We start from the raw sequence: 20,859 nt of genomic DNA, 5'->3' as shown, positions 1-20,859 counted from the left end.
GGTCGTACCTTGCGGGTATGCCGATCCACGAGATTCCTGTGACACCCCGTCGGGAAGCGACGCCTCCCGGCGCCGAGTCGCCACGGTTCACCTCACCCGCAGGTCGACGATGAGTCGGAGTCACGTCGACGCCCAACAGGCCGTCCTCGACGAACACCACGACGATCCGGGAGAGCTACCGACGATGCGCGCCCGGTTCGAACACAACGGTAGCCCCCGGTATCTCCTCTATACGATCAAGCGGTTCGGCTTCGACCGCGACCACGACTTCCACCTCGACGTCGAACTCGTCTCCGATGCCCTCGAAGACGGCATCGAGACGGTCGAGGCCCAACTGCAGGAAGGCCACGCCGACCTCATCGACATCGACTACATCTCTATCGCACGGGAACGCGCCGAGGGGGCGGACATCGTCGCCTTCCACCCCTACGGGCGAACCGTGGGTGGCCTGGTCGCCCCCGAGGACTCCGACATCGAGGGGCTGACGGATCTGTCGGGGCATCGGATCGGCGTCGTTCGCCGACTAGACAAAAACTGGATTCTAACGCGGGCGGCCTGCCGCGAGTACCACGACTTCGACCCCGACGAGACGGCCACCCCGGTCGAGGCGGGATCGAAGGTCGAACTGACGCGGATGATCCGCGAGGGAGAGGTCGACGCCGGTCTCCAGTTCTGGCAGATCGTCCCGGAGATTACCGAGACCGGGCCGTTCGAGGAGGTCCTTCCCATGTCGGAACTGGTCCAGCGGCTCTCGGAAACCGACAACAAACTCCCCATCGCCGCCTTCCTGACCAGCGAGTCGTACTTGGACGGCCAGCGGGAGACGGTACGGGCGTTTACCGCGGCCTACCGCGACGCCGTCGACCGTCTCGTCGAGGACGACGACCTCTGGGTGGAGATCAGCGAGAAACTCATGAGCTACGACGACCCCGCGGTCATGCGGGCGGTCCGGGACGGCTGGCGAGAGATGGTCGTCCGCGACTGGGATCAAGACAGTGTCGACGGGATGTACCGACTGTTCGACCACCTCAAGGCCGTCGCCGGCGCGGAGGCGCTCGGTGTCGCGGAGATTCCCGAGAGAACGTTCGAGACCGATCCATGACGGAGACAGTCACCTTCCAGTTGAACTGGGAACCGAACGGCTTTCAGGCACCGTACTTCCTCGCGCGCCGCGAGGGGTTCTTCGCGGACGAGGGACTCGACGTCGAGTTCGTCGAGGGCCACGGATCGCCGTTCGCCGCGGAACAGACCGCCAAGGGGCGGAGCGACCTCGGACTCGCCGGCGGAAGCGCTGTCCTCTCGGTGCGGAGTCAGGGCCTCGACCCGCTGGCTGTCGCCGCGGTGAGCCAGAAGACCCCCGCGACCATATACAGCCTCCGGGACGTGTTCGGTGACCCCTTCACCGAACCCGAACAGCTTCGTGGACGGACGGTCGCGCCGTCGGCGACGAAAACCCGCATCCTGACGCTCCAGTTGCTCGAAGACCGGGGCATCCGGGAGGATGTCGAGGTTCACGACGTCCAGAAACACACCCATCACCGCGTCGAACACCAGTTGCTCGACGGCGACGTCGACGCCGCGGTGGGCGTCGTCACCAACGGAAAGGAACTCGAACGCGAGTACGACCGGACGGCAGACGAACTCCTCATCGGCGACTACCTCGACGTCTACGGGATGACGGTCGTCGCCAACCCCAAGTTCGCCGAGGCCAACCCCGAGACGGTGCGGTCGTTCCTGCGGGCGACCGCACGGGGCTGGGAGGCGGCGACGACGGATCCCGAGCGAGCGGTCGACGCCCTGATCGACCGGAACGCACAGCTCGAACACAACCGCGAGGTAGAGCACATGAAGTTCCTGGCCTCCGCGGAGGATCTGCAGTTCACCGAGTTCGTCCGCGAGGCGGGGTGGGGACACTTCGACGAACGGCGCTGGGAAAACCTGGCCGAGATGCTCTCCGAGACCGATCTGCTCGAATCACCGGTCGACCCCGCGGCGGCGTGGACGAACGAGTACGTCGACGGCTCGGACCCGGTGATCGCCGACTACGCCGAGCGGATCGGCCGGTAACGCGTCGGCTCAGGCGTCGAGACGCCAGAGCGCGCGATACACCGTCCACAGGTCGCGGTCCACCCGGTCGGCCACCGCCGTCACCGTGTCGAGATACCGCCAGTAATCCGCGGCCGCGAAGGAGGGCGGCGGGGAGTCGAGAAGTTCACCCGCGTGGTAGAGTCCCATCCACTCGCGTTCGCCGATGGCGACGTACGTCTCGGGGTGGAGGAACGCCAGGAACGCCGATCCGACGGCGACATCGACACCGGTTAACGACCGCAACTGTTCGAGCTTACGCTCGCGGTCGGTCGCCGCGGCCGCAGCGGTGATGGCATCGACCAACACCTCGTAGTCGTTGTCGAGAAATTGCTCCTCGGCGGCGCGCCGGTCGGCATCGGGAATGGCCCGGCGGCGGTAGTACCATTGAACGACCCACTCGGCGTCGCGTCGCCCGAAGTCGCCGGCGGCGAGCGCCGGCGGCAGGGTGTCGACGTGTTCGCGTTCGACCAGGTCGAACGGCTCTGCCTGCTCGTAGGCCGCCGCCAAGTCGTCGACCGCCGCTGGGGTGAGGGTTTCACTCCCCTCACCGGCCGAGTCGTGGTCGCTCATACAGGGATTACAACCCCCGAACGGGTGAACGTTTCCGTTTGCCAAAATATCCACGTGTGCCGACGTGAACCGCCGTTTGAGCTGTCTTTACACGGTATGGGATGACAACATTGATGTTCGACCGTACGGAAGTTCACGTATAATGTCATCCCAATCAAGCGGTGAATCGGACGGACCGACCAAGACTATCTGTCCCTACTGCGGTGTTGGATGTGGAATCCAGATTGCACAGGACGACGAGGGCGAAGTCACGTTCCGGCCGTGGGGCGACGCCCCCGTCAACGAGGGGAGCATCTGTATCAAGGGTGGTGCGGCGACCCAGTCGGTCAACCACGAGGACCGGTTGACCGACCCACTGATCCGCGGCGACGACGGCGAGTTCCACGAGGCCACGTGGGAGGAGGCCTACGACCTGGTCATCGACAACATGGAGCGCATCCGTGACGACCACAGCCCGCAGGCGATGGGCTTCTACGGCTGTTCGAAGGCCATGAACGAGGAGAACTACCTCATCCAGAAGCTCGCCCGCCACTACGGCACCAACAGCGTCGACACATGTACGCGGATGTGCCACTCCTCGACGGTGTACGCGCTCAAAAACAGTCTGGGCGAGGGCGCCATGACCAACAGCATGGCCGACTTGGAGGAGGCGGCCGACGTGTTCTGGATCCAAGGCGCAAACCCCGGTGAACAACACCCCATCGCCAACAGCCAGTACTTCCGACAGGCCGTGCTGGAGGGGGCGACCGTCATCCAGGTCGACCCCCACGCCAACAAGACGTCGCGGTCGTTCGAGATCGACGAGACCGACCGCCACATGCACCTCCAGCTGGAGCCGGGGACCGACATCCCCCTCCTTAATATCGTTCTCAAAACGGTCCTCGAGAACGACTGGGTCGACGAGGAGTTCGTCGCCGAGCGCACGGAAGGCTTCGAGGATCTGAAAGAGACGCTGGAGGACTTCGATAAGGAGGCCGCCGCCGAGGAGTGTGGCGTCCCCTTGGAGGACATCGAACTCGCCGCCGAGAAGTACGCGATGGCGAACAACGCCGCCATCTTCACCGGCATGGGGATGAGCCAACACACCTGCGGCGTCGACAACGTCCAAAACGAGATCAACCTCGCACTGGTCACGGGCAACCTGGGCCGTCCGGGGACGGGCGTCAACCCACTCCGCGGCCAGAACAACGTCCAGGGTGCCTCCGACGTAGGGGCGATGCCGAACGTTCTGCCGGGCTACCGCGACGTGTCCGATCCCGAGGTGCGCGCGGACGTCGAGGAGGTCTGGGGCTTCGAGGTCCCGGCCGAACCTGGCCTGACGAACGTCGAAGTGTCCCACGAGATTGGCAACACGGTCCAGGGGCTCTACATCATGGGCGAGAACCCAGTGATGAGCGAACCCGACACCAACCAGGTCGAGAAGCGTCTGGAGGAACTCGACTTCATGGTGGTGCAGGACATCTACAAGACCGAAACCGCGGAGTACGCCGACGTGATCCTGCCTGCCACCTCGTGGGCGGAGCGCGACGGGACCGTCGTCAACACGGACCGCCGGACCCAGCGGATGCGCGGTGTCGATAAAGTCCACCCGAACACGAAAGACGACCTCGAGATCCTGTGTGACGTCGGGCAACGGCTGTTCGACGACGACTCCTTTGCGTTCGAGGACCCCGAGGAAGTGTTCGAGGAACTTCGGCAGGTCGCGCCCATCTTCCACGGCATGACCTACGACCGCCTGGGCGAGGAGGGCATCCACTGGCCCTGCTACGAACCGGGCGACGAGGGTGACGATTACCTCTACGATGACGGCTTCACGACCGAGAGCGGCCGCGGGCAGATCGAAGGCGTCCGCCACCAGCCGCCGAAGGAGGTTCCCGACGACGAGTACCCGCTGATTCTCACCACCGGCCGGATCGTCGAACATTACAACACGGGGACGATGAGTCGGCGCTCGGATACGCTCACCCGCGTCGAACCGGAGAACTTCGTCGACGTCCACCCGAACGATGCCGAGGAGTACGGCATCGAGGACGGCGACTACGTGACGCTTACCTCCCGGCGCGGCGAGATCGAGGTCGAGGCCCGGGTCACCGAAGACATCAAAGAGGGCACCGTCTGGACGACGCCCCACTTCGCCGACGCGGCGGGCAACCGGCTCACCAACGACGTGCTCGACGAACGCGCGAAGATTCCCGAGTACAAGGCCGCCGCCGCGGAAATCGAGGTTAGCGTCGATCCGGACACCACCGACGCGCCGGCCGACGACTAACGCTCTCCGAGGTCCTCGATCAACCGAACGTCACAGTCTACGCAGGTCGCCATCAGCACGCGTTCGGATTCCGTACAGCAGGTTTCGACCGTCTCAGTCTCCTCTTCGTCGAGGGCGCCGCCACAACCCGGGCAGTATCCGAGGAACTTCCGAAGGTCACGGAGCGTCGCGACCCGTTCGTCCGGGGCGAGCGCCGCCCAGGCCTCGCCGCCACGCGCGTCGAGAACGGCCGCGGCCGCAGCGTCGGCGAGGAGCGCAGACGTCGAGAGCCACTGTCTGAGGCCACCGTCGACGACGTAGGCTACGTCACCCGACACGCTTGACGCCGACTCGACGCCCAACAGCGTCGCCACGTCGTCGTCCGAGACGCCCGCCTCGCGCATCCGCTCGATCCGGGCGTCCCACGCGGCGGCAAAGTCGTCGGTCAGGCGCCCGCCCTCGGCCGTCGAGCGAACAGCCACATCCTCGACGGGGACGAGCGTCTCGCGGAGTTCGAGTTCCTTCCCGAACAGTTCGAGCAGCCACGGCGGGAAGTATCGTGCCGTCAGCGCCGGCGTACCGGGGACGAGATACCCCCGGAAGTAGATGGCCCCGAGACCGACGGTGAGAACGGCGAGGCCGCCGGGTGGGCCGAGTGGAACGGCCGCGACTGCGGCGGCGACGACGACGAGACAAACGTTCACCACGGTACACGGGAGACAGCGGTTCTCACCCGTATACTCCGGACGGCGTAGCCGGTCTCCGACCGAGCGAATACTCATCACCTCCCGTTGGGAGTACGCATCGAAAAAAGCTGTGAGCGGAGCTAGTCGTCGCTACCGCGTCGGAGGGCACCGTAGGCGCCCGCGCCGAGGGCCGTCAGGGCTGCACCGACACCGAAGCCGGGACCGCCACCCGAGGTTTCCTCGCCGCCGTCGCCACCGTCGCCGCCGTCGCCGCCCTCCATGTCGCCGCCGTCGCCACCATCGCCGCCTTCCATGTCGCCACCGTCGCCGCCGTCGCCGCCCTCCATGTCGCCGCCGCTCGTCTCGGTGGCCGTTGCCGTGGAACCACCGGCGACGTTGAACTCGCCGCCTTCACCCATGTGCTCCTCACAGAAGTACTCCGAGAGGCCGGATCGGGCCTGGAACTGGATCGTGCGGGTCTGTCCCGTCTCGAAGACGTACTCTCCCCGGCGCACGACGCCATCAGAGGTCGTGACCACGAGGTTGTGTCGCGCTGGGATCCCCTCCGACTCGGGGTTGTAGCTGTTCGTCCACTGGATGGCGTAGTTCTGTCCCGCTTCCACCTCCAGGGTCGGATTGGCCTCGCCCTCGATGCTGGAGGGCGCACGGCCGACGAACCCTTCTTGGGTCAGTTCGAGTTCGAAAGTCTGGGCTTGGGCCGTCGCCGAGCCCACGGCACCGGCTAGTCCCGCCGTCGTTGCTGCAGCGCCGATCAGGAACGTTCTTCGCGTCGCCATATCCGTCCCGTGTATCCCACATCAAATAAAATTACGGGATATTAACAGTGAGTTTCATTCTCACAATAGCTAAATCCACCGCTAGAGGGTGTGAAAAAACGGAGAAGTCGGTCGGAGTCGCTACTCGCTGAGGCCGAAGACGGCGACGGTGGAGCCACGACGGCCGCCGTGGAGCCAGCCGGAGCCGCCAACCTGGGCCGCGACGTACTGCTTGCCCTCGCCGGGGTCGTACCAGCTGGACAGCGACGAGCAGATCGGCGCGCCGAGCTGGAACTGCCAGAGCCGGTCGCCGTTCTCGCCGTCGTAGGCGACGAGGTTGCCGTTCTGGGTGCCGGCGAACGTGAGGCCGGACGCGGTCGTGATCGAACCGCCCCAGAGGTAGTCGCTCGTGGTGTCCGAGGAGATCCAGTCACGCCAGACGCGCTCGCCGGTAGCCGGGTCGACGGCAACGATGGCGCTCAGGTTGCCGTTCCAGTTGTCCGGCGCGTCGACGTCGGGCCAGTCGTTGAGGCCGCCGCCCCAGTAGGTCTGGCCCGCCTCGTACTGCGCCTCCTCCCAGAAGATCTCGTGAGGCGCGTTGTTCTGGTTCAGGTACATCAGCCCCGTCTCGGGGTTGTACGACGGCGGCTGCCAGTCGTTACCACCGTGTGCACCGGGCACGAAGGCGACCCGTCGGTCCTCGTCTGCGTGCGGGACCATCTTCCACATGTTGATGTGCTGGGTCGTCTCCTGAGAGCGCTGGAGCAACTGCCCGTTCTCGGCGTCCATGGTGTACACCCAGGCGGTCTTGCCGGGGCTGAGCACCACGTCGCGCGTCTCGCCGTCCATCTCCATGTCGTTGACACGGATCTTGGGCGCCGAGGAGTCGTAGTCCCAGACGTCGTGGGGACTCTCGCCGTAGTGCCACTGGATGGAGCCATCGCTGGCGTCCATGGTGAGCGTCCCGATGGTGTAGCGGTTCGGACCGGGACGGACGGTGCCGTCGAAGTCCGGACCGGGGTTGCCCACCGGCGCGTGGATCATCCCGGTGTCGGGATCGAGCGTCGGCGTCATCCAGACGGTGCCGGCGCCGTGTTCGTGGGAGTCGCCGGCCCACTCCTCGGCCGGCGTCGTGTTCGTGCGCCAGACTTCGGAGCCGTCCTCGGGGTTGAGAGCGGCGACGAAGCCGCTGACACCGTACTCGCCGCCGGCGGAGCCGGTGATGACCTGCCCGTCGTAGACAATCGGCGCCCACGTCGCGGAGTAACCGATCTCGTGGTCACCGGTCGAGGTGTACCACGCCTCTTCGCCCGTGTATCGGTCGAGCGCGACGATACCCGAGTCGAGGGTGGTCATGAAGACCTTGTCGCCGTGGACGGCGAACCCGCGGTTGTTCGCGTCACAGCAGAGAAGCAGCCCCTGCGGGTTGGCGTACGTGTAACTCCAGAGGGTCTCGCCGGTGCGGGCGTTGATCGCCTTCGCGTGGTTCGGCCCGTTGGTCTGGTACATGACCGGCGGATCGCCGGGCACGACAATCGGCACGCCTTCCATGCTGGAGGCAACGCCGCTCTGGACCAGATATTCGAGTTCGAGTCCCTCGACGTTGTCCGGCGTGATCACGTCCGCGGACGTGTGGCGCTGCTGCTGATAGCCACCGCCGTACATCAGCCAGGCCTCGGGATTCTCCTTGGCCGACTGATTCAGCATGTCCTGGGTGACGTCCTGCTGTGGGATCTGATCGATGTCGAACTGCTGCGTGATCGACTCGTCAGGGAGGTTGGTCAGCGTGTAGCCGTCCTCAACCTCCACCATCTCGATGTTCTGTGCCGCCTGTACCGCCTTGTCGTGTTCGTGAATGCTAGCCATGCGTTACGCACCTCCCGTGCGTGGGGCGCGCATTTCGTCCGTGATGCGCATCACGTCGTTGGTCAGGTCCTCCTGTCCGACGATCATCATCGCCGCGCCCGCCGAGAGCGCGGCGGTGAGCTGTGCGTCGCCGAGTTCCTGACTGCCCGCGAGGTCCTCGGCGGCGTTGGCCAGCAGATGCAGTCCGGCGTACATCTGCTTGAGGTCACCGTAGTTGTTGTCGAGGATGGTGTCGGTCAGGAGTACCTCGTTCTGCCAGAGGTACGTATCGAGGTAATCGGTCCACAACAGGGTGCCGGCGGCCGCTCGCTGGTGGAGCGGAGCCACGTTCGCGGGATCGAACCCTTCGACGCCGGCGGGGATGTTCTTCGTGGGCACCCACATCGCCAGCCGTTCCTTGTTGTTGACGACGTTGACCATCGTCGAGGTGAGCTCGGACTCGGTGTAGCCGAGTTCGAGGAGCGCGGATGCCAACACAGGCGTGTTGATGAACTCCCGCGCGGTCGCCCCGATGTGTTCGGGGCTGAACTCGGGAAGGTGCTCCTCGGCGCTCTCGAAGAAGCCGACTTCGACGAGATGCTCGTGGATTGCCCACCCGGGCTCGGCGAGCTCCTGATAGGCCGTACTGTCCTCGGCCGGGACGCCCATCGCCCGAAGCTCGTCCAACTGGGCGATCTGTTCTTCGAGGGCCACGAGTTCGCCACCGAGCAGACTCGCGTCGAGTTCGCCCGTCAGGTCGTCGCTGATGGCCTCCCCCATGGCGGCGAGTTCCCCCGCCGTCTCCCCTTCTACTTCTCCCCTGAGGTCGCTCAGGGTGAACTCACTACCTGCTGCCACTGCGCCGGTCAACCCGACGACCTTGAGGAACTGCCGTCGATCCTCTTGGTCGATCTGGGGCATTCCGTTTACATATTGCGACATGCCATACCACTCCATATGTAGCGAAGGAATTGTCTATATTTAACTTTGTGATATATTTCATGATTTAGAACCTAAATTAAAGTAAATGACAGAGAGCAGTATCTAGGGGATGTCACGAGCGCAAGAACGGACGGCGACTTGCCGTTGCCGGATGGTTCGCCTAGCGAACCGTGATGTTGCCGACCATCCCCGACGCGGCGTGGGGAACACAGACGTACGTGTACTGGCCGGTGGTCTCGAACGTGTGCCGGTAGGTCGACCCGGCCTGATTGAGCGAGAGGTGGTTGATGTCGTCACCCGAGATGTCGTAGGACGCGAACGGCTCGGCACCCTCCGGGAGCGACACCTGGGAGTGAGCATCCGGATGCCCCGAGACGTTGTGGCCGCCGGAGTCGAAGACAAACTCGACGGTATCGCCCTGCGAGACGGCGGTGGTCGCCGGTTCGAACTGGAGGCTTCCACCGGGTCCCACGGTGATCGTCGCGTCCGCCTCGCTGGCTGGGGTCGACGTCGCCGTCGCCGTCGCCGTCGCTGTCTCCGTCGCCGTCGGTTCCGGGGTATCGGTTGGCGTCGCCGTCGCTTCGTCGCCACCATCACTGCTGCCGCCGCCACCGCCGCAGCCGGCGAGGCCGGCGAGCACGGCGCCGCTGAACGTGGCTGCGAATTTCCGTCGTGACAGGAACTCCTTCGAAACCATCGGGTCGAACTTCGGTTTTAATCTAATAAACCTGATGAAGTCTCGGCAAAGACTCCCACACACACGGCAGAACGTGTACGATGCCCAACTCGATGCACGGGAGATCGCCGGCAGTTTATATATGCATCGGAGCGAATGGCCGGACGTGCGAGTTCGAGAGTTTCCGGTTCTCGGGGACGAGGACGAACGAGCGGTCGAAGCCTTTGCCGCGGGGCTGGACCGCGAGGCTGCGCGCGTTCTCGCCTACTTGGTCGCCCGCGAGGAGTCCGATCGCTTCTCCGGCGAGGCGGCGTCGCGGCTGGCCGTCCGCGTGGGCGTCGACCTGGGCCGTGGTCGCGTCTCGGACGTACTCGCGGCCCTCACCGACGACGGACTGATCACCGAGACGACCGTCCGGAGCGAGGCGCCGGGCCGACCGCCAAAGGGCTGGCGGGCCGACGCGGGCTTCGACCGGACGGCCGCCCGCGTGCGTGCCTGCCACTCCGAGGCGCTACTCGACCGGGCGGCGACGGTCGCCGCGACCCTCGGCGACGACATCTCCGTCGACGCCGACGCCCGGGGGGACGACGGGCGACCCGTCGAGGTTGGGTTAAACTGGGACCCAAACGGCCTCCACGCCCCGCTGTTCGCGGGAACGTACGACGCGGACGTTGCCTTCGAGGGGTGTCGTGGCTCCGCCGCCGCCCTGTCGAGGGTGGCTGAGGGTGAGGTGGACGTTGGACTCACCGGTGCAGCCACCTTCCTTCGCGCGCACGCAGAGGGACGTGATGTGGTCCCGCTGGCCCTTTACTACCAGCGGGCGATGGTCGTCCTCTATACGACACGGGGGAGGTTCGGTGGCCCGCTTCGGAGCGTCGAGGACGTCCGCGGTCGGCGGGTCGCCATGCCGGCCGGCTCCGAGACCGGCGCGCTCGGACGCCTCTTCCTGTCGCAGGCCGGCGTCGTCGACGACGTGACCGTCGTCCGCGCCGAGGGCGAGGAGCGCGCAGCGCTGCTCCGTGGCGACGCCGACGTGGCGACGGGCGTGTTCACCGACCCGCTGGAGCTGGCGGCCGACGGCCACGATGTCGATTCGGTGCTGGTTGCCGAGCACTTCCCGGTTCCCGGCCCCGCCTTCGTGGTCCGCCGGGAGACGCTTCGGAACCGCCCCGAAGCGCTCCGGGCGTTCCTCGAGGGCGCGATGGACGGGTGGAGTACCGCCCGGACCGACCCCGCGGCGGCAGTCGACGCCGTCGTCGACCGGAGTGACGAGGCGGCCGCGGCCGAACGCCGCAAACTCACGCAGGCACTCGACCGCTTCGCCGGCGGCGACGCCGTCGAAAAGAACGGCTGGGGGTGGCACTCCGGGGAGACGTGGCAACGCCTCCGGATCGCCCTCGATCAGGCCGACGCATTATGATTCACGCGGAGAATCTCTCGGTTAGCTACGACGACGTGGACGCGCTCGCCGACGTCGACCTCGACGTCGACGAGGGGGAGTTCGTTACCGTCGTCGGCCCCTCCGGATGCGGGAAGACGACACTCCTCCGAACTATTGGCGGCTTGCAGGAACCGACGACCGGCACGGTCACCGTCGACGGCGACCCGCCGGAAGTCGCTCAGTCGGCGGCCCGCCTCGGGTTCGTCTTTCAGGATCACACGCTCCTCCCCTGGAAGTCGGCCGTCGAGAACGTCACCTTCCTGCGGCGGATGGCCGGAAAGGACCCCGATCCGGCGGGGGCACGGGACCTCCTTACCACGACTGGTCTCGACGGCTTCGAGGATGCCCGCCCGTCAGAACTCTCGGGCGGCATGAAACAGCGGGTCGCCATCGCCCGCGCGGTTCACCTCGGCGCCGACGTGTTGCTCATGGACGAACCGTTCGGTGAACTCGACGAGATTACGCGGGACGAGATGGGCGTCGAAATCCTCCGGCTCTGGCGCAAGAACCGTAAGACGGTGGTGTTTGTCACCCACAGCGTCCCCGAGGCGGTCTTCCTCGGCGACCGCTGTCTCGTGGTCGCAGCCGACGGCGACGCCGATCCGGCCGCCAACGGCTCGCCCGGACGGATCGTCGCCGAGTTCGACATCGATCTCTCGCGGCCGCGCGACGAGTCGGTCTTCGGGTCGGAGACCTTCGGGGCACAGGTCGCCCGGGTCCGCGGAGCGCTCCACGGCGACACATGAGCGTCGCTGACCGCGTGCCGCTTCCCGACGCGACGTTGCCGCTCGCAGGGCTGGTCGTCGCCGTCGCCTGCTGGTGGGCGGTCACCGTCGCCTTCGCTGTTCCGCCCTTCCTGTTGCCGTCGCCGGCCGCCGTCCTCGCCCGTCTGGTCGGCAATCCGGAGCTGTATCTGACCAACGCCGTCGAGACGCTCCGGAAGATCCTCGTTGGCGGCGCCGCGGGGGTCACCGCCGGCTTCACACTGGCCGTACTCGTCACGACGATCCCACTGCTCAGGCGGGCGCTCTACCCCTACCTCGTCGCCGCCCGCGTCCTGCCGAAGATTGCCGTCGCGCCCGTTTTTCTCATCTACTTCGGCGTCGGCTTCGAGACGGCGGTCCTCTTTGTTGCCCTCGTCGTCTTCTTCCCCGTCGTGGTCGGAACCGCCGCCGGCCTGTCGCGGACGCCCGACGCCCATCTCGACTTGCTCCGGTCCGTGGACGCCGATCCACTCCGAACCTTCCTGTCGGTGCGGCTGCCACACGCCCTCCCGGACGTGTTCGCGGGGCTGAAACAGGCGGTGACACTGTCGGTCGTCGGGGCCGTCGTCGCCGAGTGGATCCTCTCGAACGACGGCTTGGGCGCACTGATCCTGGCCGCCTCCGAGAACGTCCAGGTCGACGTGATGCTCGCGGCGCTCGCGGTTCTCCTGCCCATCGGATTGGGACTCTACGGCGGCGTGTTGCTCTGTCAGCGCGCCGTAACGTGGGGGTAGTCAGCCCCAGTCCAGTCGCCGCTCGACCGCCGCGGGGACGAGATAAAAGACGAGACCGAGCAGCGTGAGCGTCCCGAGGGCCGCGAAGGTGGTGCTCGTCTGCAGGAACTCCGCGGTGTGAAAGAGTTGATAGCCCAGCCCGGACTGGAGGGTGAGAAACTCCGCGACGACAGTCCCAACGACCGACAGCGCCGCCGCGAGTTTCACGCCCGCGAAGACGCTCGGCGCGGCCGCCGGCACCCGAACCCGGAGAAAGGTTCGGATCGGTGGCGCCCGGACCGAGCGCGCGAGGTCGACGTACTCCCGGGGAACCGACCGGAGACCGTCGACCGACGCGATGGCGACCGGAAACACCGTCAGCGTGGTGACGAGCGTCGCTCGCGCGACGACCCCGTCACCGATCCAGAGAAAGAGGAGGGGTGCGATGGCGACGAGGGGGGCGATCCGCAACGCGATCAGGTAGGGGTGAAGGACCGCCGACGCGGCCCGCGACCAGACCATCGTGAAGGCGAGCGTGAGACCGACGACGACCCCGCCGGCCAGCCCTAAGGCCGCGGTCGTCGCCGTCACCCCTGCCGCCGCGAGCAGGGTTCCGCGGGCGGCGAGAAAGGCCGTCCCGACGTCGGTCGGTCCGGGGAGGATGACGGCCGGAACACCGGTCGTCGTCACGAACCACCGCCAACAAGCGACGACGACGACCAACACCGCGGTTGGCGGCCAGACGTAGCCGACGGCGGTGCGGACGACGCCGCCGCTCGCCGTCGGGGCGTCGACCGACGGGAGGCGCCGGTCGGTGGTCGCCATCAGAGCTGGTCCGTATACGAGCCGATATACGGGGAGTCGGTGTCGAGGTAGTCGTTGGTCCAGACGGCGGTCGGGTCGACCTCGCCACCGAGGGCGTCGGCGTCCGCGAGGGCGTCGTGGCTCACCTGCCAGGGTTCGGCCTCGCTCCACCCCCAGCCGTTCTGCTCGACAGCGTCACCGAGCATGAACTCCTGTGCCAGAGTCTCCCACTTCTGTCGCTGTTGCTCGCGGGACTCCGCGAGAACCCCGTTGGCCTCGACGAGCAACTCGGTCGCGTCACCCGGCCGCCGGTGGGCCCACGCGGCGCCGCGGGCGGTCGCCCGCAGGAAAGCCCGGACCGCCTCGTCGTTCGCGGCCGCCCAGTCGCGGTTCACCGTGACGACGTGCCCGTAGGCGGGGATAGTGTCGGCGACGGGGATGCTGTCGACGGTGTAGCCCTGCGCCTCGGCGCTGATGGCGTCACCGAAGACGCCCCCGGCGGCGTCGATTTTGCCCGAGAGGAGTTGCTGGACGGTGTCGTACCCCGTGTCGACCATCTCGACGTCCTCGCGGATGCCCGCCTCCTCCAAGAGGAGGGTGGTGAGCATCCGCACCATCCCCGGGCCGGTACCGACGGTCTTGCCGGCGAGTGCCTCGACGTCGCTCAGTTCTTCCCCGAAGGTGTCGCGGGTCGAGAACACCACGGCGGGGCTTTTCTGCATCACGACGCCGACCGACAGCGGCGAGAGATCGCGGCTGTTGACGTTCAACACTTGGTCACTACTCGAAATCGCGAAGTCGGTGTTGCCGAGGCCGGCCTGCTTCGCCGAGAAGGTCGACCCCTCGCCCGTCTCGATGGTCGAGAGCGTCAGTCCCTCCTCCTCGTAGAAGCCGTTCGCCTTCGCGGCGAAGTAGGGGACGTGGAGACCGCTCGGCTTCCAGTTGAGCAACAGCGACGACTCCCCCGGAATCGGCGTGCCCGTAGTGGTTCCGGTCGGCGTCTCGTCGGGGGCGGTCGGCGTCGCCGTTCCGTCGGCTCCGTCGCCGGCGTCGCCGCCGTCGGTCCCGCCGAGACAGCCCGCGAGCCCCGTCGCTCCCGTCGCCCCCGCCGTGACGAGAAACGACCGTCTCGTCGGTGTCCGTTGCATGCGCGGCTATCAGGACACGGTTAGTATAAAAATTCCGGAGGAATGTTTATCAATTAACCCCGATCTTGTCCTCCGGCGGAGACCACTCGAACTCCAACTCCAGTTCCAGTTGGCGGTGGGTTTCGCCGACGAACTCCACTTCCACCTCGATGGGTTCGTCGAACTCGAAGGGAATCTCCCACTCGTCGGTCGAGATGGTGAGTCGTGGCTCGGATTCGATCTGGTCGGCGAGGTCACGCAGGAACGCCGCCGTCGACTCCCGGGAGAGGCGAACCTCCCGCTCGAAGTAGCCGTCTGAGACGGTTCGTGGCCCGTCGTTCGCGTCCGGCAGGTCAGCCATGGACTGTTCTAAGAGGAGAGAGGTAAAATAGTGTGCGTCCCAAGTACCGGTGATCGATGTCCCTGTTCGACGTACTCGGGAGCAAAGCGCGACTACAGATCATCCGCGAACTGGCGACAGAGCCGCGATACGTCTCCGAACTCGCCGACCGGGTGGGGATGGACGGGAAGACCGCTGCCCACCATCTCTCGACGCTCGAGGAGGCGGATATCGTCGAGAGCTACCGGACCAGCCGACGGAAGTACTACCGGCTGACAAAGCACATCGAACTCCGGGCCTCGCCGGAACCGGACCCCATGTTCCTCCTGCACGCCGACGACGTCGAGGAGGCCGACTAACCCTCGACGGGGAGCGTCGCGAAAAAGCGGACGTTGATCGCGAGATAGAGGACGTACATCCCGAGCAACAGGGCGCCGTGACGGCGGGACATCTCCCCTTTCCAGAGGAAATACCCCGAGAGCCCGGTGAACACGAACAGCGACGGGAGGTGAAAGAAGACGGTTTCCCATCGGAAATCGATGGTTCCGACCAGCCCGATGATCCCGACGTTGGCGGTGACGAAAAAGAGGAGGCTGCCGATGACGCCCCCGACAGCGACGTCGTAGTAGCCGAGTCGGAGTGGTTCGACGATCAAGAGAAGGTCATCGAGGGTTAGCAACACCGTCACCAGCGTGACGCCGATGAACGTCCCCGTGAGGTTCCACGTCGCCTGGATACCCTCGACGCCGGTGGCGGCGCTCTCCGCTCCGACGACGATGCCGCCGATGCCCACGAGCAACATCGCGGGCCAGAACCACTTCAGGTCAGTGAGGCGGCGGAGCGGATCGGGGACATACGACGGCACGCCGGCCTCGCCCTGTCCGTCGGCGGCCGCGACGACCTCTTTCACCTCGTCGGACTCCATGAACGTCCGGTCCATCCGGCTCTCCCGCCAGAGGATGTACCCGAAGATCATCACGTAGACCACGATGAGCATGACCGAGAGTGCGAGCGTCAGGGTCCCGGACAACAGTGGCGGGATCAGCAACACCGGCGAGGCGATCATCAACAGGAGGTAGTCGTTCGGCACGTCGACGACGAAGGGCACGGCGAGTGCGCCGAGTGCGAGCGTCATGCCGAAAATGGAGACGGCGTTGCCGATAGCGAGGCCGAACGCGACGTTTTGCATCTCCGCGAACCCGGTGAACAGCCCGAAGGCGACGTTGTCGAACTCCCACCCGGAGAAGACCACCGCGAGGACGAACGCCGAGACGCCGAATCGAAGCGCCGTCCGTATCAGCGCGTGAATCAGGAGTTCGATGCTCGCGAGCAACACCAGCGATCCAACCAGCAGCGTCGCCACCGCGGCGAAGCCGGACACCTCGAGTAGTTCGCCGTCTTCGCCCGCTTCGCCCGTTTCGTCGTCCTCCTGTGCGGCGACGACTCCGGCACCGACCGCGGAAAGAAGAAGCACCCCGACCAGTACGACGAGCACCCGACGACTCACGGATATCATCGACGGCCGTTACGGGTGGTGACTCTTATGTGTCCCTTTCCGTGTACTCACGTACGTTGAATTATTATACATAGAACCGGAGCGTCCCAGCGTACCGGTGTAGGGAGCCAGCGGATACGTCACTGTCCGTTCAGAGCGGATGTATCGTCGTTCACCGAACTCGGTTCCTGTATCGACGTTCGGTGTACGGCACTACCCCGAAACGGAGGTATAAGCGCCGGGTGTGCCTGGAGACGGTCGATGTCACTGCGTCCACGAACGGTCGTCGCTCTCGTGTTGCTCCTCCTCGTTGCCTCACCGGCCGCCTCTGCGGTCGCTCAGGACACCGGCGTCGACGGCCCGGTTGGAACGGTCGCCGCACAGGAGGACGACGAAACGGGCGAAGAGGAAGAGGGTGGAGTCGAAGGCGCCATCGAGGGGTTCATCGAGGCACAGGGAACCACCGGGGCGGTGATCGTGCTTCTCGGCGGTGTGCTGTTGTTGACCGCCTGTACGGAGAAACTCATCAGCTATCTCGCGCGTGCCTCGGTCAATATGAAGATGTCCCTGTTCGCACTGGCGATCATCTTCACCGGCTTCGAGTTCGACGACACGATTCTCGCGTTGGTCCTGTCGGGCGGCGGACTGGAGCAGGCGGCGCTCGGAACTGCGCTCGGTACGGGGCTGGCGATCATCGGCGTCACGCTCGCGCTCGCCGCCGTCGTCCGCCCGTTCCCGGTCGACTTGCCGAACGACTACATCGTCGTCTTCGGTCTCGCACCGCTCGTCCTCGTTCCGTTCGTCCTGCTCGGGACACTGACCGCCGTTCACGGCGTCGTACTGACGGCATTTTTCGTCTTTGCGTTCGGCTACATCATCGTCCGCGAGCGCCAGCGCGAGGTGCCGGTGTTTCGCAACACGGAACTCGGGGAACAGCTCCGATCCGACGGTGGGACTGCGACGCGGTCGGACGCGCTCGAGGAGATTCCCGAGGAGCGTGTGCTGGGTGATCTCGCAAACTCCGGGCTCGTGTGGATCGCCCTCTCTCTCGTCGCGCTCGCGGGCATCGTCTTCGCGGCGATGCTCTTAGAGGGCGGGTCCGAGGTAGTCATCGAAGGGTTCGGCATCTCCGAGACGGTGTTCGGGGCGACTTTCCTCACGCTCTTGCTGACGTTCGAGGATATCATGCTCACTATCGAGCCGGTCCGACGGGGCTTTCCCGAGATTGGCGTCGGCAACGTCATCGGGAGCGTGCTGTTCTCGGTGACCGGCAACATCGGCGTCATCACGTTCCTCAGCGAGGTGACCATCTCGCCGTCCGTGCTGACCGTTCACCTCCCGGCGATGATTGTCGTGACCGCTATCGCTGCCTACTGCTTCTACGAGGGGGAGATGAAACGCTGGCACGGGTGTCTGCTCGGCGGCCTCTATGTCGCCTACTGGGTCGTCGCGCTCGTCGTCTTCAGCGGGGTACCCATCGGGGAGTGATCAGACCGCGTAGTTCGCGACCCAGTAGACGACGTACGCCCCGAGGAGGAGGACGCCGGTGGGACGGCCCACCTTCCCCCGGTAGAAGGCGGCGGCGACGACAAGCAGGGTGCCGAAGAAAAACGGCCAGTGGACGGTCATGACGGCCCCCGTCGTATCGAGGGGGTGTACCAGCGCGATCAGTCCCGCGTTGGCGCTGACGAAAAAGAGCATGCTCCCGACGACGTTGCCGACGCCGATATGTGGGCGGCCCCGCCTGACGGGTTCGACCGTCAGGAACAGTTCTTCCAGCGACGCGATGAAGCTCATGACCGTCGCGCCGAAGGCGAGGCCGGTCACACCCAGAAGCGTGAGCAAGCCCTTGGCCCCCTCGACGGCGAGTTCGGACCCGACCGTCATGCCGACGGTGGCGAGGATGGCGATGCCGAGAAACGCCGCGCCCTCGTGGCGTTCGGGAACGTGGTCCTCGACCAAGTCGTCGACGTCTACGTCGAGGTCGACCCACCCGTCGTCAGCGTCCTCGTCCTCCTCGGCGTCGGTCTCCCGTTCTCGCTCCCGCTCCATGACCTCGACCTCCTCGGCCGAGAGATAACGGGTGTCGGTGTAGCGTTCGAGCATGTAGATGACGGCGAGATAGGGGACGAAGGTTGCGGTGAGGACGGCGCCGTCGAACCGCGAGAGGGTGCCATCGAGCGCGAGGCCGAAGAAGAGAAACGGGGCGAGAAGCGTGATCCCCAGGTAGTTCCGCGGCACGTCCGTCTCGAAGGGGACCAACACGCCGGCGATGCCGACGGCCGCGCCGAGGATGAACAGAGCCTCACCGAAGACGGTGCCGAGCGCCAGGTCGGGCAGTTGGTCGTACGCGGCGGCAACCCCGAGGATCACGTTTTCGAGGTCCGTCCCCGCGAGGACGACGGTGAGAAAGAAGCCGGAAACCCCGAGCGCGAGCGCGCCCTCGGCGACCGCTTCGATGAACGCCTCGACGCTGACGATGACGACGACGACGCCGACCAGAAACAACACGACCGAGACGAGTGGGCCCGACAGTCCGAGTACCATGGGAGTTGCATGGAGAAACGAGGGGTCCGACATAAACCCTCGCGACGCGGCGTCGGGGGATCGGGGCGTACTCGGCGCTCGATCCGCCGCCGGAGTTTATACCGACGGCGAGAGTACTACGCCCGATGCGTCTGGGTCAGTTCAGCACGTCGGCGTCGGAGCGGCCGTGGTGTGGCGCCGTCGTGGACGACGAAACCGTGATCGACCTCCCGGCGGCGGGCCACGCGGCCGGGATCGACGTGCCGCGACGGCTGTCGGGGCTTCTGGAGCGATGGAATTGGATCGAGAAGGCGTCCATGGCGGTCGCGTACGCGACCGAACACGGGACGGCGACGGTCTCTCTCGACGACTGTCGTCGCCACGCCCCGGTGACCGATCCGGGGAAGGTGGTCTGTGTCGGGCTAAATTACGAGGACCACGCCCGCGAGTTGGATCTCGACATCCCCGACGACCCCGTGCTCTTCTCGAAGTTCCCGACGGCGATCACGGACCCCGGGGACGCGGTGACCTGGGACCCGTCGTACACCTCGGCGGTCGACTACGAGGCGGAACTCGTCGCCGTCGTCGGTCGGGAGGCCCGCGACGTGCCGGTCGACGAGGCGTGGGAGTACGTCGCCGGGATCACCGCCGGCAACGACGTGACCGCCCGTGACCTGCAGGAACGCGACGGGCAGTGGGTCCGGGGCAAGAGCCTCGACACCTTCGCCCCCCTCGGCCCGGAACTGGTGACGCTGGACGAGATAGCGGACCCCCACGACCTCGACGTCTGGACGGAGGTGAACGGGGAGCGCCTACAGGACTCGACGACCGCGAACTTCATCTTCGGGCTGGACGAACTCGTCGCCGCGTGCAGTCGGGCGTTCACCCTCCATCCCGGCGACCTGATTTTCACGGGCACACCTCCCGGCGTCGGAACGTCCCGTGATCCACCGGTCGCGCTCGACGACGGCGACCACGTGGCCGTCGGCGTCGAAGGCGTCGGCACACTCACCAACGTCTGTCGCCACCGGTAGCTCCCAAACGGTAAAGTCGATCCGCCACCCGAGAGAGGACATGCACGGACCCGTCGGAGTTGCCGTCCGCGCGGACGCGACGGGGGTGGTGAGATGAGCCTCATCGCCGTGGTCGAGATCAACCACCCGGATCTGGCGCTCACGCCCACCGTCCGCGAGACGGAGGCGTCGATTCAGGTGGTTTCGCATACGGCGACCGACCCCGAGACGGGGATGTTCTTCTTCCTAGTCGAGTCGGACGCGTTTGCGAACTTCGAAGCGGCGCTCGACGGCGACCACACCGTCGAGGCGTCGACGCTGATCGCCGAGGCATCGACCACGCGGATCTACCGGCTCCAACACACCCCGGGAACGAAACTCGTCTCGCCAATCACGACCGAGATGGGTGGCCTCATGCTCGAAGCCAAGGGGACCGACACCGGCTGGTCGGTCCGGATGCAACTCCCAGACCGAGAGGCGCTGAGCGCGCTCTGGGAGCACTGCGACGGCGAGGACATCGACTTTCGCATCGACCATATCTACAGCCTCGACGAGTTCACCGTCGACGGCGGCGTGGGACTCACCGATCCCCAGCGCGACGCGCTGCTGGCCGCCTACGAGGCGGGCTACTTCGAGGAACCCCGCGACACCTCGCTACAGGAACTGGCCGAGACACTCGACATCTCCCCGACGGCCGTCGGCGGCCGCATCCGGCGCGGCACCTCGCGACTCATCGAGCGGACGATCCTGTCCGACGGGTGAGACATAAACGGCACAGGTGAGACACCCGGAGAGTCAACGGCCT

General features: G+C 66.0%; 21 protein-coding genes. 10 read left to right on the top strand and 11 right to left on the bottom strand.

The features are described 5' to 3' along the window. Nucleotides 1-109: 109 nt before the first annotated feature. Together NO878_RS15140 and NO878_RS15135 are read left to right on the top strand one after the other, a co-directional pair. Nucleotides 110-1,102 carry an ABC transporter substrate-binding protein gene (locus tag NO878_RS15140; protein ID WP_256406807.1) on the top strand — a complete coding sequence of 331 codons (993 nt, stop codon included), beginning with the start codon at nucleotides 110-112 and terminating at the stop codon, nucleotides 1,100-1,102. After that, nucleotides 1,099-2,067 carry an ABC transporter substrate-binding protein gene (locus tag NO878_RS15135; RefSeq protein WP_256406806.1) on the top strand — a complete coding sequence of 323 codons (969 nt, stop codon included), beginning with the start codon at nucleotides 1,099-1,101 and terminating at the stop codon, nucleotides 2,065-2,067. The genes NO878_RS15140 and NO878_RS15135 overlap by 4 nt, the downstream gene beginning before the upstream one ends. Before the next feature lie 9 nt (nucleotides 2,068-2,076). On the opposite strand, the gene NO878_RS15130 is transcribed toward NO878_RS15135, so the two are convergent. Next, entirely contained in the window at nucleotides 2,077-2,658 is a 582-nt protein-coding gene (locus tag NO878_RS15130; RefSeq protein WP_256406805.1) for a hypothetical protein, read from the bottom strand. 142 nt (nucleotides 2,659-2,800) lie between these two features. On the opposite strand from NO878_RS15130, the gene fdhF reads away from it, so the two are divergent. Beyond that, nucleotides 2,801-4,927, top strand: coding sequence for a formate dehydrogenase subunit alpha (gene fdhF / locus NO878_RS15125; protein ID WP_256406804.1), 2,127 nt, complete (start codon nucleotides 2,801-2,803; stop codon nucleotides 4,925-4,927). Here the strand turns inward: fdhF and NO878_RS15120 are convergent. The 5 genes from NO878_RS15120 to NO878_RS15100 form a co-directional block, all read right to left on the bottom strand. Next, nucleotides 4,924-5,688 (bottom strand): DUF8054 domain-containing protein, encoded by a 765-nt coding sequence (locus tag NO878_RS15120; protein WP_256406803.1) that lies wholly within the window; start codon nucleotides 5,686-5,688, stop codon nucleotides 4,924-4,926. The genes fdhF and NO878_RS15120 overlap by 4 nt on opposite strands. A gap of 44 nt (nucleotides 5,689-5,732) precedes the next feature. After that, nucleotides 5,733-6,389: a PGF-CTERM sorting domain-containing protein gene (locus tag NO878_RS15115; protein WP_256406802.1), complete on the bottom strand. Its 657-nt coding sequence runs from the start codon at nucleotides 6,387-6,389 to the stop codon at nucleotides 5,733-5,735. A gap of 120 nt (nucleotides 6,390-6,509) precedes the next feature. Then, nucleotides 6,510-8,234 (bottom strand): pyrroloquinoline quinone-dependent dehydrogenase, encoded by a 1,725-nt coding sequence (locus tag NO878_RS15110; RefSeq protein ID WP_256406801.1) that lies wholly within the window; start codon nucleotides 8,232-8,234, stop codon nucleotides 6,510-6,512. Nucleotides 8,235-8,237: 3 nt separating this feature from the next. Next, a complete protein-coding gene (locus NO878_RS15105) occupies nucleotides 8,238-9,134 on the bottom strand; it encodes a hypothetical protein (protein ID WP_256406800.1) in 897 nt (298 codons plus the stop codon). Nucleotides 9,135-9,315: 181 nt separating this feature from the next. Beyond that, nucleotides 9,316-9,852: a plastocyanin/azurin family copper-binding protein gene (locus NO878_RS15100; protein WP_256406799.1), complete on the bottom strand. Its 537-nt coding sequence runs from the start codon at nucleotides 9,850-9,852 to the stop codon at nucleotides 9,316-9,318. A 121-nt stretch (nucleotides 9,853-9,973) separates the two neighbouring features. On the opposite strand from NO878_RS15100, the gene NO878_RS15095 reads away from it, so the two are divergent. The 3 genes from NO878_RS15095 to NO878_RS15085 are packed head-to-tail and all read left to right on the top strand — an operon-like array spanning nucleotide 9,974 to nucleotide 12,770. Further along, on the top strand, nucleotides 9,974-11,251 hold the full coding sequence (locus tag NO878_RS15095) for an ABC transporter substrate-binding protein (RefSeq protein WP_256406798.1): 1,278 nt from the start codon (nucleotides 9,974-9,976) through the stop codon (nucleotides 11,249-11,251). Then, complete coding sequence (locus NO878_RS15090; RefSeq protein ID WP_256406797.1) at nucleotides 11,248-12,018, top strand: ABC transporter ATP-binding protein; 771 nt, start codon at nucleotides 11,248-11,250, stop codon at nucleotides 12,016-12,018. Before NO878_RS15095 ends, NO878_RS15090 begins: the two co-directional genes overlap by 4 nt. Next, nucleotides 12,015-12,770, top strand: a complete 756-nt coding sequence (locus NO878_RS15085) for an ABC transporter permease (protein WP_256406796.1) — start codon at nucleotides 12,015-12,017, stop codon at nucleotides 12,768-12,770. The genes NO878_RS15090 and NO878_RS15085 overlap by 4 nt, the downstream gene beginning before the upstream one ends. Here NO878_RS15085 and NO878_RS15080 read toward each other — a convergent pair whose 3' ends face one another. Genes NO878_RS15080 through NO878_RS15070 form a run of 3 tightly spaced genes read right to left on the bottom strand, consistent with a single transcriptional unit; the run spans nucleotide 12,771 to nucleotide 15,041 of the window. Then, on the bottom strand, nucleotides 12,771-13,574 hold the full coding sequence (locus NO878_RS15080; RefSeq protein ID WP_256406795.1) for an ABC transporter permease: 804 nt from the start codon (nucleotides 13,572-13,574) through the stop codon (nucleotides 12,771-12,773). It lies immediately after the preceding gene. Then, nucleotides 13,574-14,701, bottom strand: coding sequence for an ABC transporter substrate-binding protein (locus tag NO878_RS15075; RefSeq protein ID WP_256406794.1), 1,128 nt, complete (start codon nucleotides 14,699-14,701; stop codon nucleotides 13,574-13,576). Before NO878_RS15075 ends, NO878_RS15080 begins: the two co-directional genes overlap by 1 nt. A 49-nt stretch (nucleotides 14,702-14,750) precedes the next feature. Then, nucleotides 14,751-15,041 carry an amphi-Trp domain-containing protein gene (locus NO878_RS15070; RefSeq protein WP_157690521.1) on the bottom strand — a complete coding sequence of 97 codons (291 nt, stop codon included), beginning with the start codon at nucleotides 15,039-15,041 and terminating at the stop codon, nucleotides 14,751-14,753. A 56-nt stretch (nucleotides 15,042-15,097) separates the two neighbouring features. Between NO878_RS15070 and NO878_RS15065 the strand changes: the two genes are divergently transcribed. Further along, nucleotides 15,098-15,379, top strand: a complete 282-nt coding sequence (locus tag NO878_RS15065; RefSeq protein WP_256406793.1) for an ArsR/SmtB family transcription factor — start codon at nucleotides 15,098-15,100, stop codon at nucleotides 15,377-15,379. Here the strand turns inward: NO878_RS15065 and NO878_RS15060 are convergent. Then, a complete protein-coding gene (locus NO878_RS15060; protein ID WP_256406792.1) occupies nucleotides 15,376-16,536 on the bottom strand; it encodes a sodium:calcium antiporter in 1,161 nt (386 codons plus the stop codon). The genes NO878_RS15065 and NO878_RS15060 overlap by 4 nt on opposite strands. Before the next feature lie 240 nt (nucleotides 16,537-16,776). Between NO878_RS15060 and NO878_RS15055 the strand changes: the two genes are divergently transcribed. Beyond that, nucleotides 16,777-18,003 (top strand): sodium:calcium antiporter, encoded by a 1,227-nt coding sequence (locus NO878_RS15055; RefSeq protein ID WP_256406791.1) that lies wholly within the window; start codon nucleotides 16,777-16,779, stop codon nucleotides 18,001-18,003. Here the strand turns inward: NO878_RS15055 and NO878_RS15050 are convergent, their stop codons facing one another. After that, nucleotides 18,004-19,062, bottom strand: a complete 1,059-nt coding sequence (locus NO878_RS15050) for a sodium:calcium antiporter (protein ID WP_256406790.1) — start codon at nucleotides 19,060-19,062, stop codon at nucleotides 18,004-18,006. A gap of 125 nt (nucleotides 19,063-19,187) precedes the next feature. On the opposite strand from NO878_RS15050, the gene NO878_RS15045 reads away from it, so the two are divergent. Together NO878_RS15045 and NO878_RS15040 are read left to right on the top strand one after the other, a co-directional pair. Continuing rightward, on the top strand, nucleotides 19,188-20,075 hold the full coding sequence (locus NO878_RS15045; protein ID WP_256406789.1) for a fumarylacetoacetate hydrolase family protein: 888 nt from the start codon (nucleotides 19,188-19,190) through the stop codon (nucleotides 20,073-20,075). 93 nt (nucleotides 20,076-20,168) lie between these two features. Continuing rightward, complete coding sequence (locus tag NO878_RS15040) at nucleotides 20,169-20,816, top strand: helix-turn-helix domain-containing protein (protein WP_256406788.1); 648 nt, start codon at nucleotides 20,169-20,171, stop codon at nucleotides 20,814-20,816. The last annotated feature ends 43 nt before the right edge of the window (nucleotides 20,817-20,859 follow it).

The organism is Haloplanus ruber, assembly GCF_024494725.1.
Lineage (GTDB): Archaea > Halobacteriota > Halobacteria > Halobacteriales > Haloferacaceae > Haloplanus > Haloplanus ruber.
The sequence above is the reverse complement of the archived record's forward strand: the minus strand, read 5'-3'. Positions and strand labels throughout refer to the sequence as shown.

Bases quoted from the DNA above. Each gene is read 5' to 3' on its own strand.
- NO878_RS15140 (WP_256406807.1), top strand. From the start codon at position 110: ATGAGTCGGAGTCACGTCGACGCCCAACAGGCCGTCCTCGACGAACAC.
- NO878_RS15135 (WP_256406806.1), top strand. From the start codon at position 1,099: ATGACGGAGACAGTCACCTTCCAGTTGAACTGGGAACCGAACGGCTTT.
- NO878_RS15130 (WP_256406805.1), bottom strand. From the start codon at position 2,658: ATGAGCGACCACGACTCGGCCGGTGAGGGGAGTGAAACCCTCACCCCA.
- fdhF (WP_256406804.1), top strand. From the start codon at position 2,801: ATGTCATCCCAATCAAGCGGTGAATCGGACGGACCGACCAAGACTATC.
- NO878_RS15120 (WP_256406803.1), bottom strand. From the start codon at position 5,688: ATGAGTATTCGCTCGGTCGGAGACCGGCTACGCCGTCCGGAGTATACG.
- NO878_RS15115 (WP_256406802.1), bottom strand. From the start codon at position 6,389: ATGGCGACGCGAAGAACGTTCCTGATCGGCGCTGCAGCAACGACGGCG.
- NO878_RS15110 (WP_256406801.1), bottom strand. From the start codon at position 8,234: ATGGCTAGCATTCACGAACACGACAAGGCGGTACAGGCGGCACAGAAC.
- NO878_RS15105 (WP_256406800.1), bottom strand. From the start codon at position 9,134: ATGCCCCAGATCGACCAAGAGGATCGACGGCAGTTCCTCAAGGTCGTC.
- NO878_RS15100 (WP_256406799.1), bottom strand. From the start codon at position 9,852: ATGGTTTCGAAGGAGTTCCTGTCACGACGGAAATTCGCAGCCACGTTC.
- NO878_RS15095 (WP_256406798.1), top strand. From the start codon at position 9,974: ATGCATCGGAGCGAATGGCCGGACGTGCGAGTTCGAGAGTTTCCGGTT.
- NO878_RS15090 (WP_256406797.1), top strand. From the start codon at position 11,248: ATGATTCACGCGGAGAATCTCTCGGTTAGCTACGACGACGTGGACGCG.
- NO878_RS15085 (WP_256406796.1), top strand. From the start codon at position 12,015: ATGAGCGTCGCTGACCGCGTGCCGCTTCCCGACGCGACGTTGCCGCTC.
- NO878_RS15080 (WP_256406795.1), bottom strand. From the start codon at position 13,574: ATGGCGACCACCGACCGGCGCCTCCCGTCGGTCGACGCCCCGACGGCG.
- NO878_RS15075 (WP_256406794.1), bottom strand. From the start codon at position 14,701: ATGCAACGGACACCGACGAGACGGTCGTTTCTCGTCACGGCGGGGGCG.
- NO878_RS15070 (WP_157690521.1), bottom strand. From the start codon at position 15,041: ATGGCTGACCTGCCGGACGCGAACGACGGGCCACGAACCGTCTCAGAC.
- NO878_RS15065 (WP_256406793.1), top strand. From the start codon at position 15,098: ATGTCCCTGTTCGACGTACTCGGGAGCAAAGCGCGACTACAGATCATC.
- NO878_RS15060 (WP_256406792.1), bottom strand. From the start codon at position 16,536: ATGATATCCGTGAGTCGTCGGGTGCTCGTCGTACTGGTCGGGGTGCTT.
- NO878_RS15055 (WP_256406791.1), top strand. From the start codon at position 16,777: ATGTCACTGCGTCCACGAACGGTCGTCGCTCTCGTGTTGCTCCTCCTC.
- NO878_RS15050 (WP_256406790.1), bottom strand. From the start codon at position 19,062: ATGGTACTCGGACTGTCGGGCCCACTCGTCTCGGTCGTGTTGTTTCTG.
- NO878_RS15045 (WP_256406789.1), top strand. From the start codon at position 19,188: ATGCGTCTGGGTCAGTTCAGCACGTCGGCGTCGGAGCGGCCGTGGTGT.
- NO878_RS15040 (WP_256406788.1), top strand. From the start codon at position 20,169: ATGAGCCTCATCGCCGTGGTCGAGATCAACCACCCGGATCTGGCGCTC.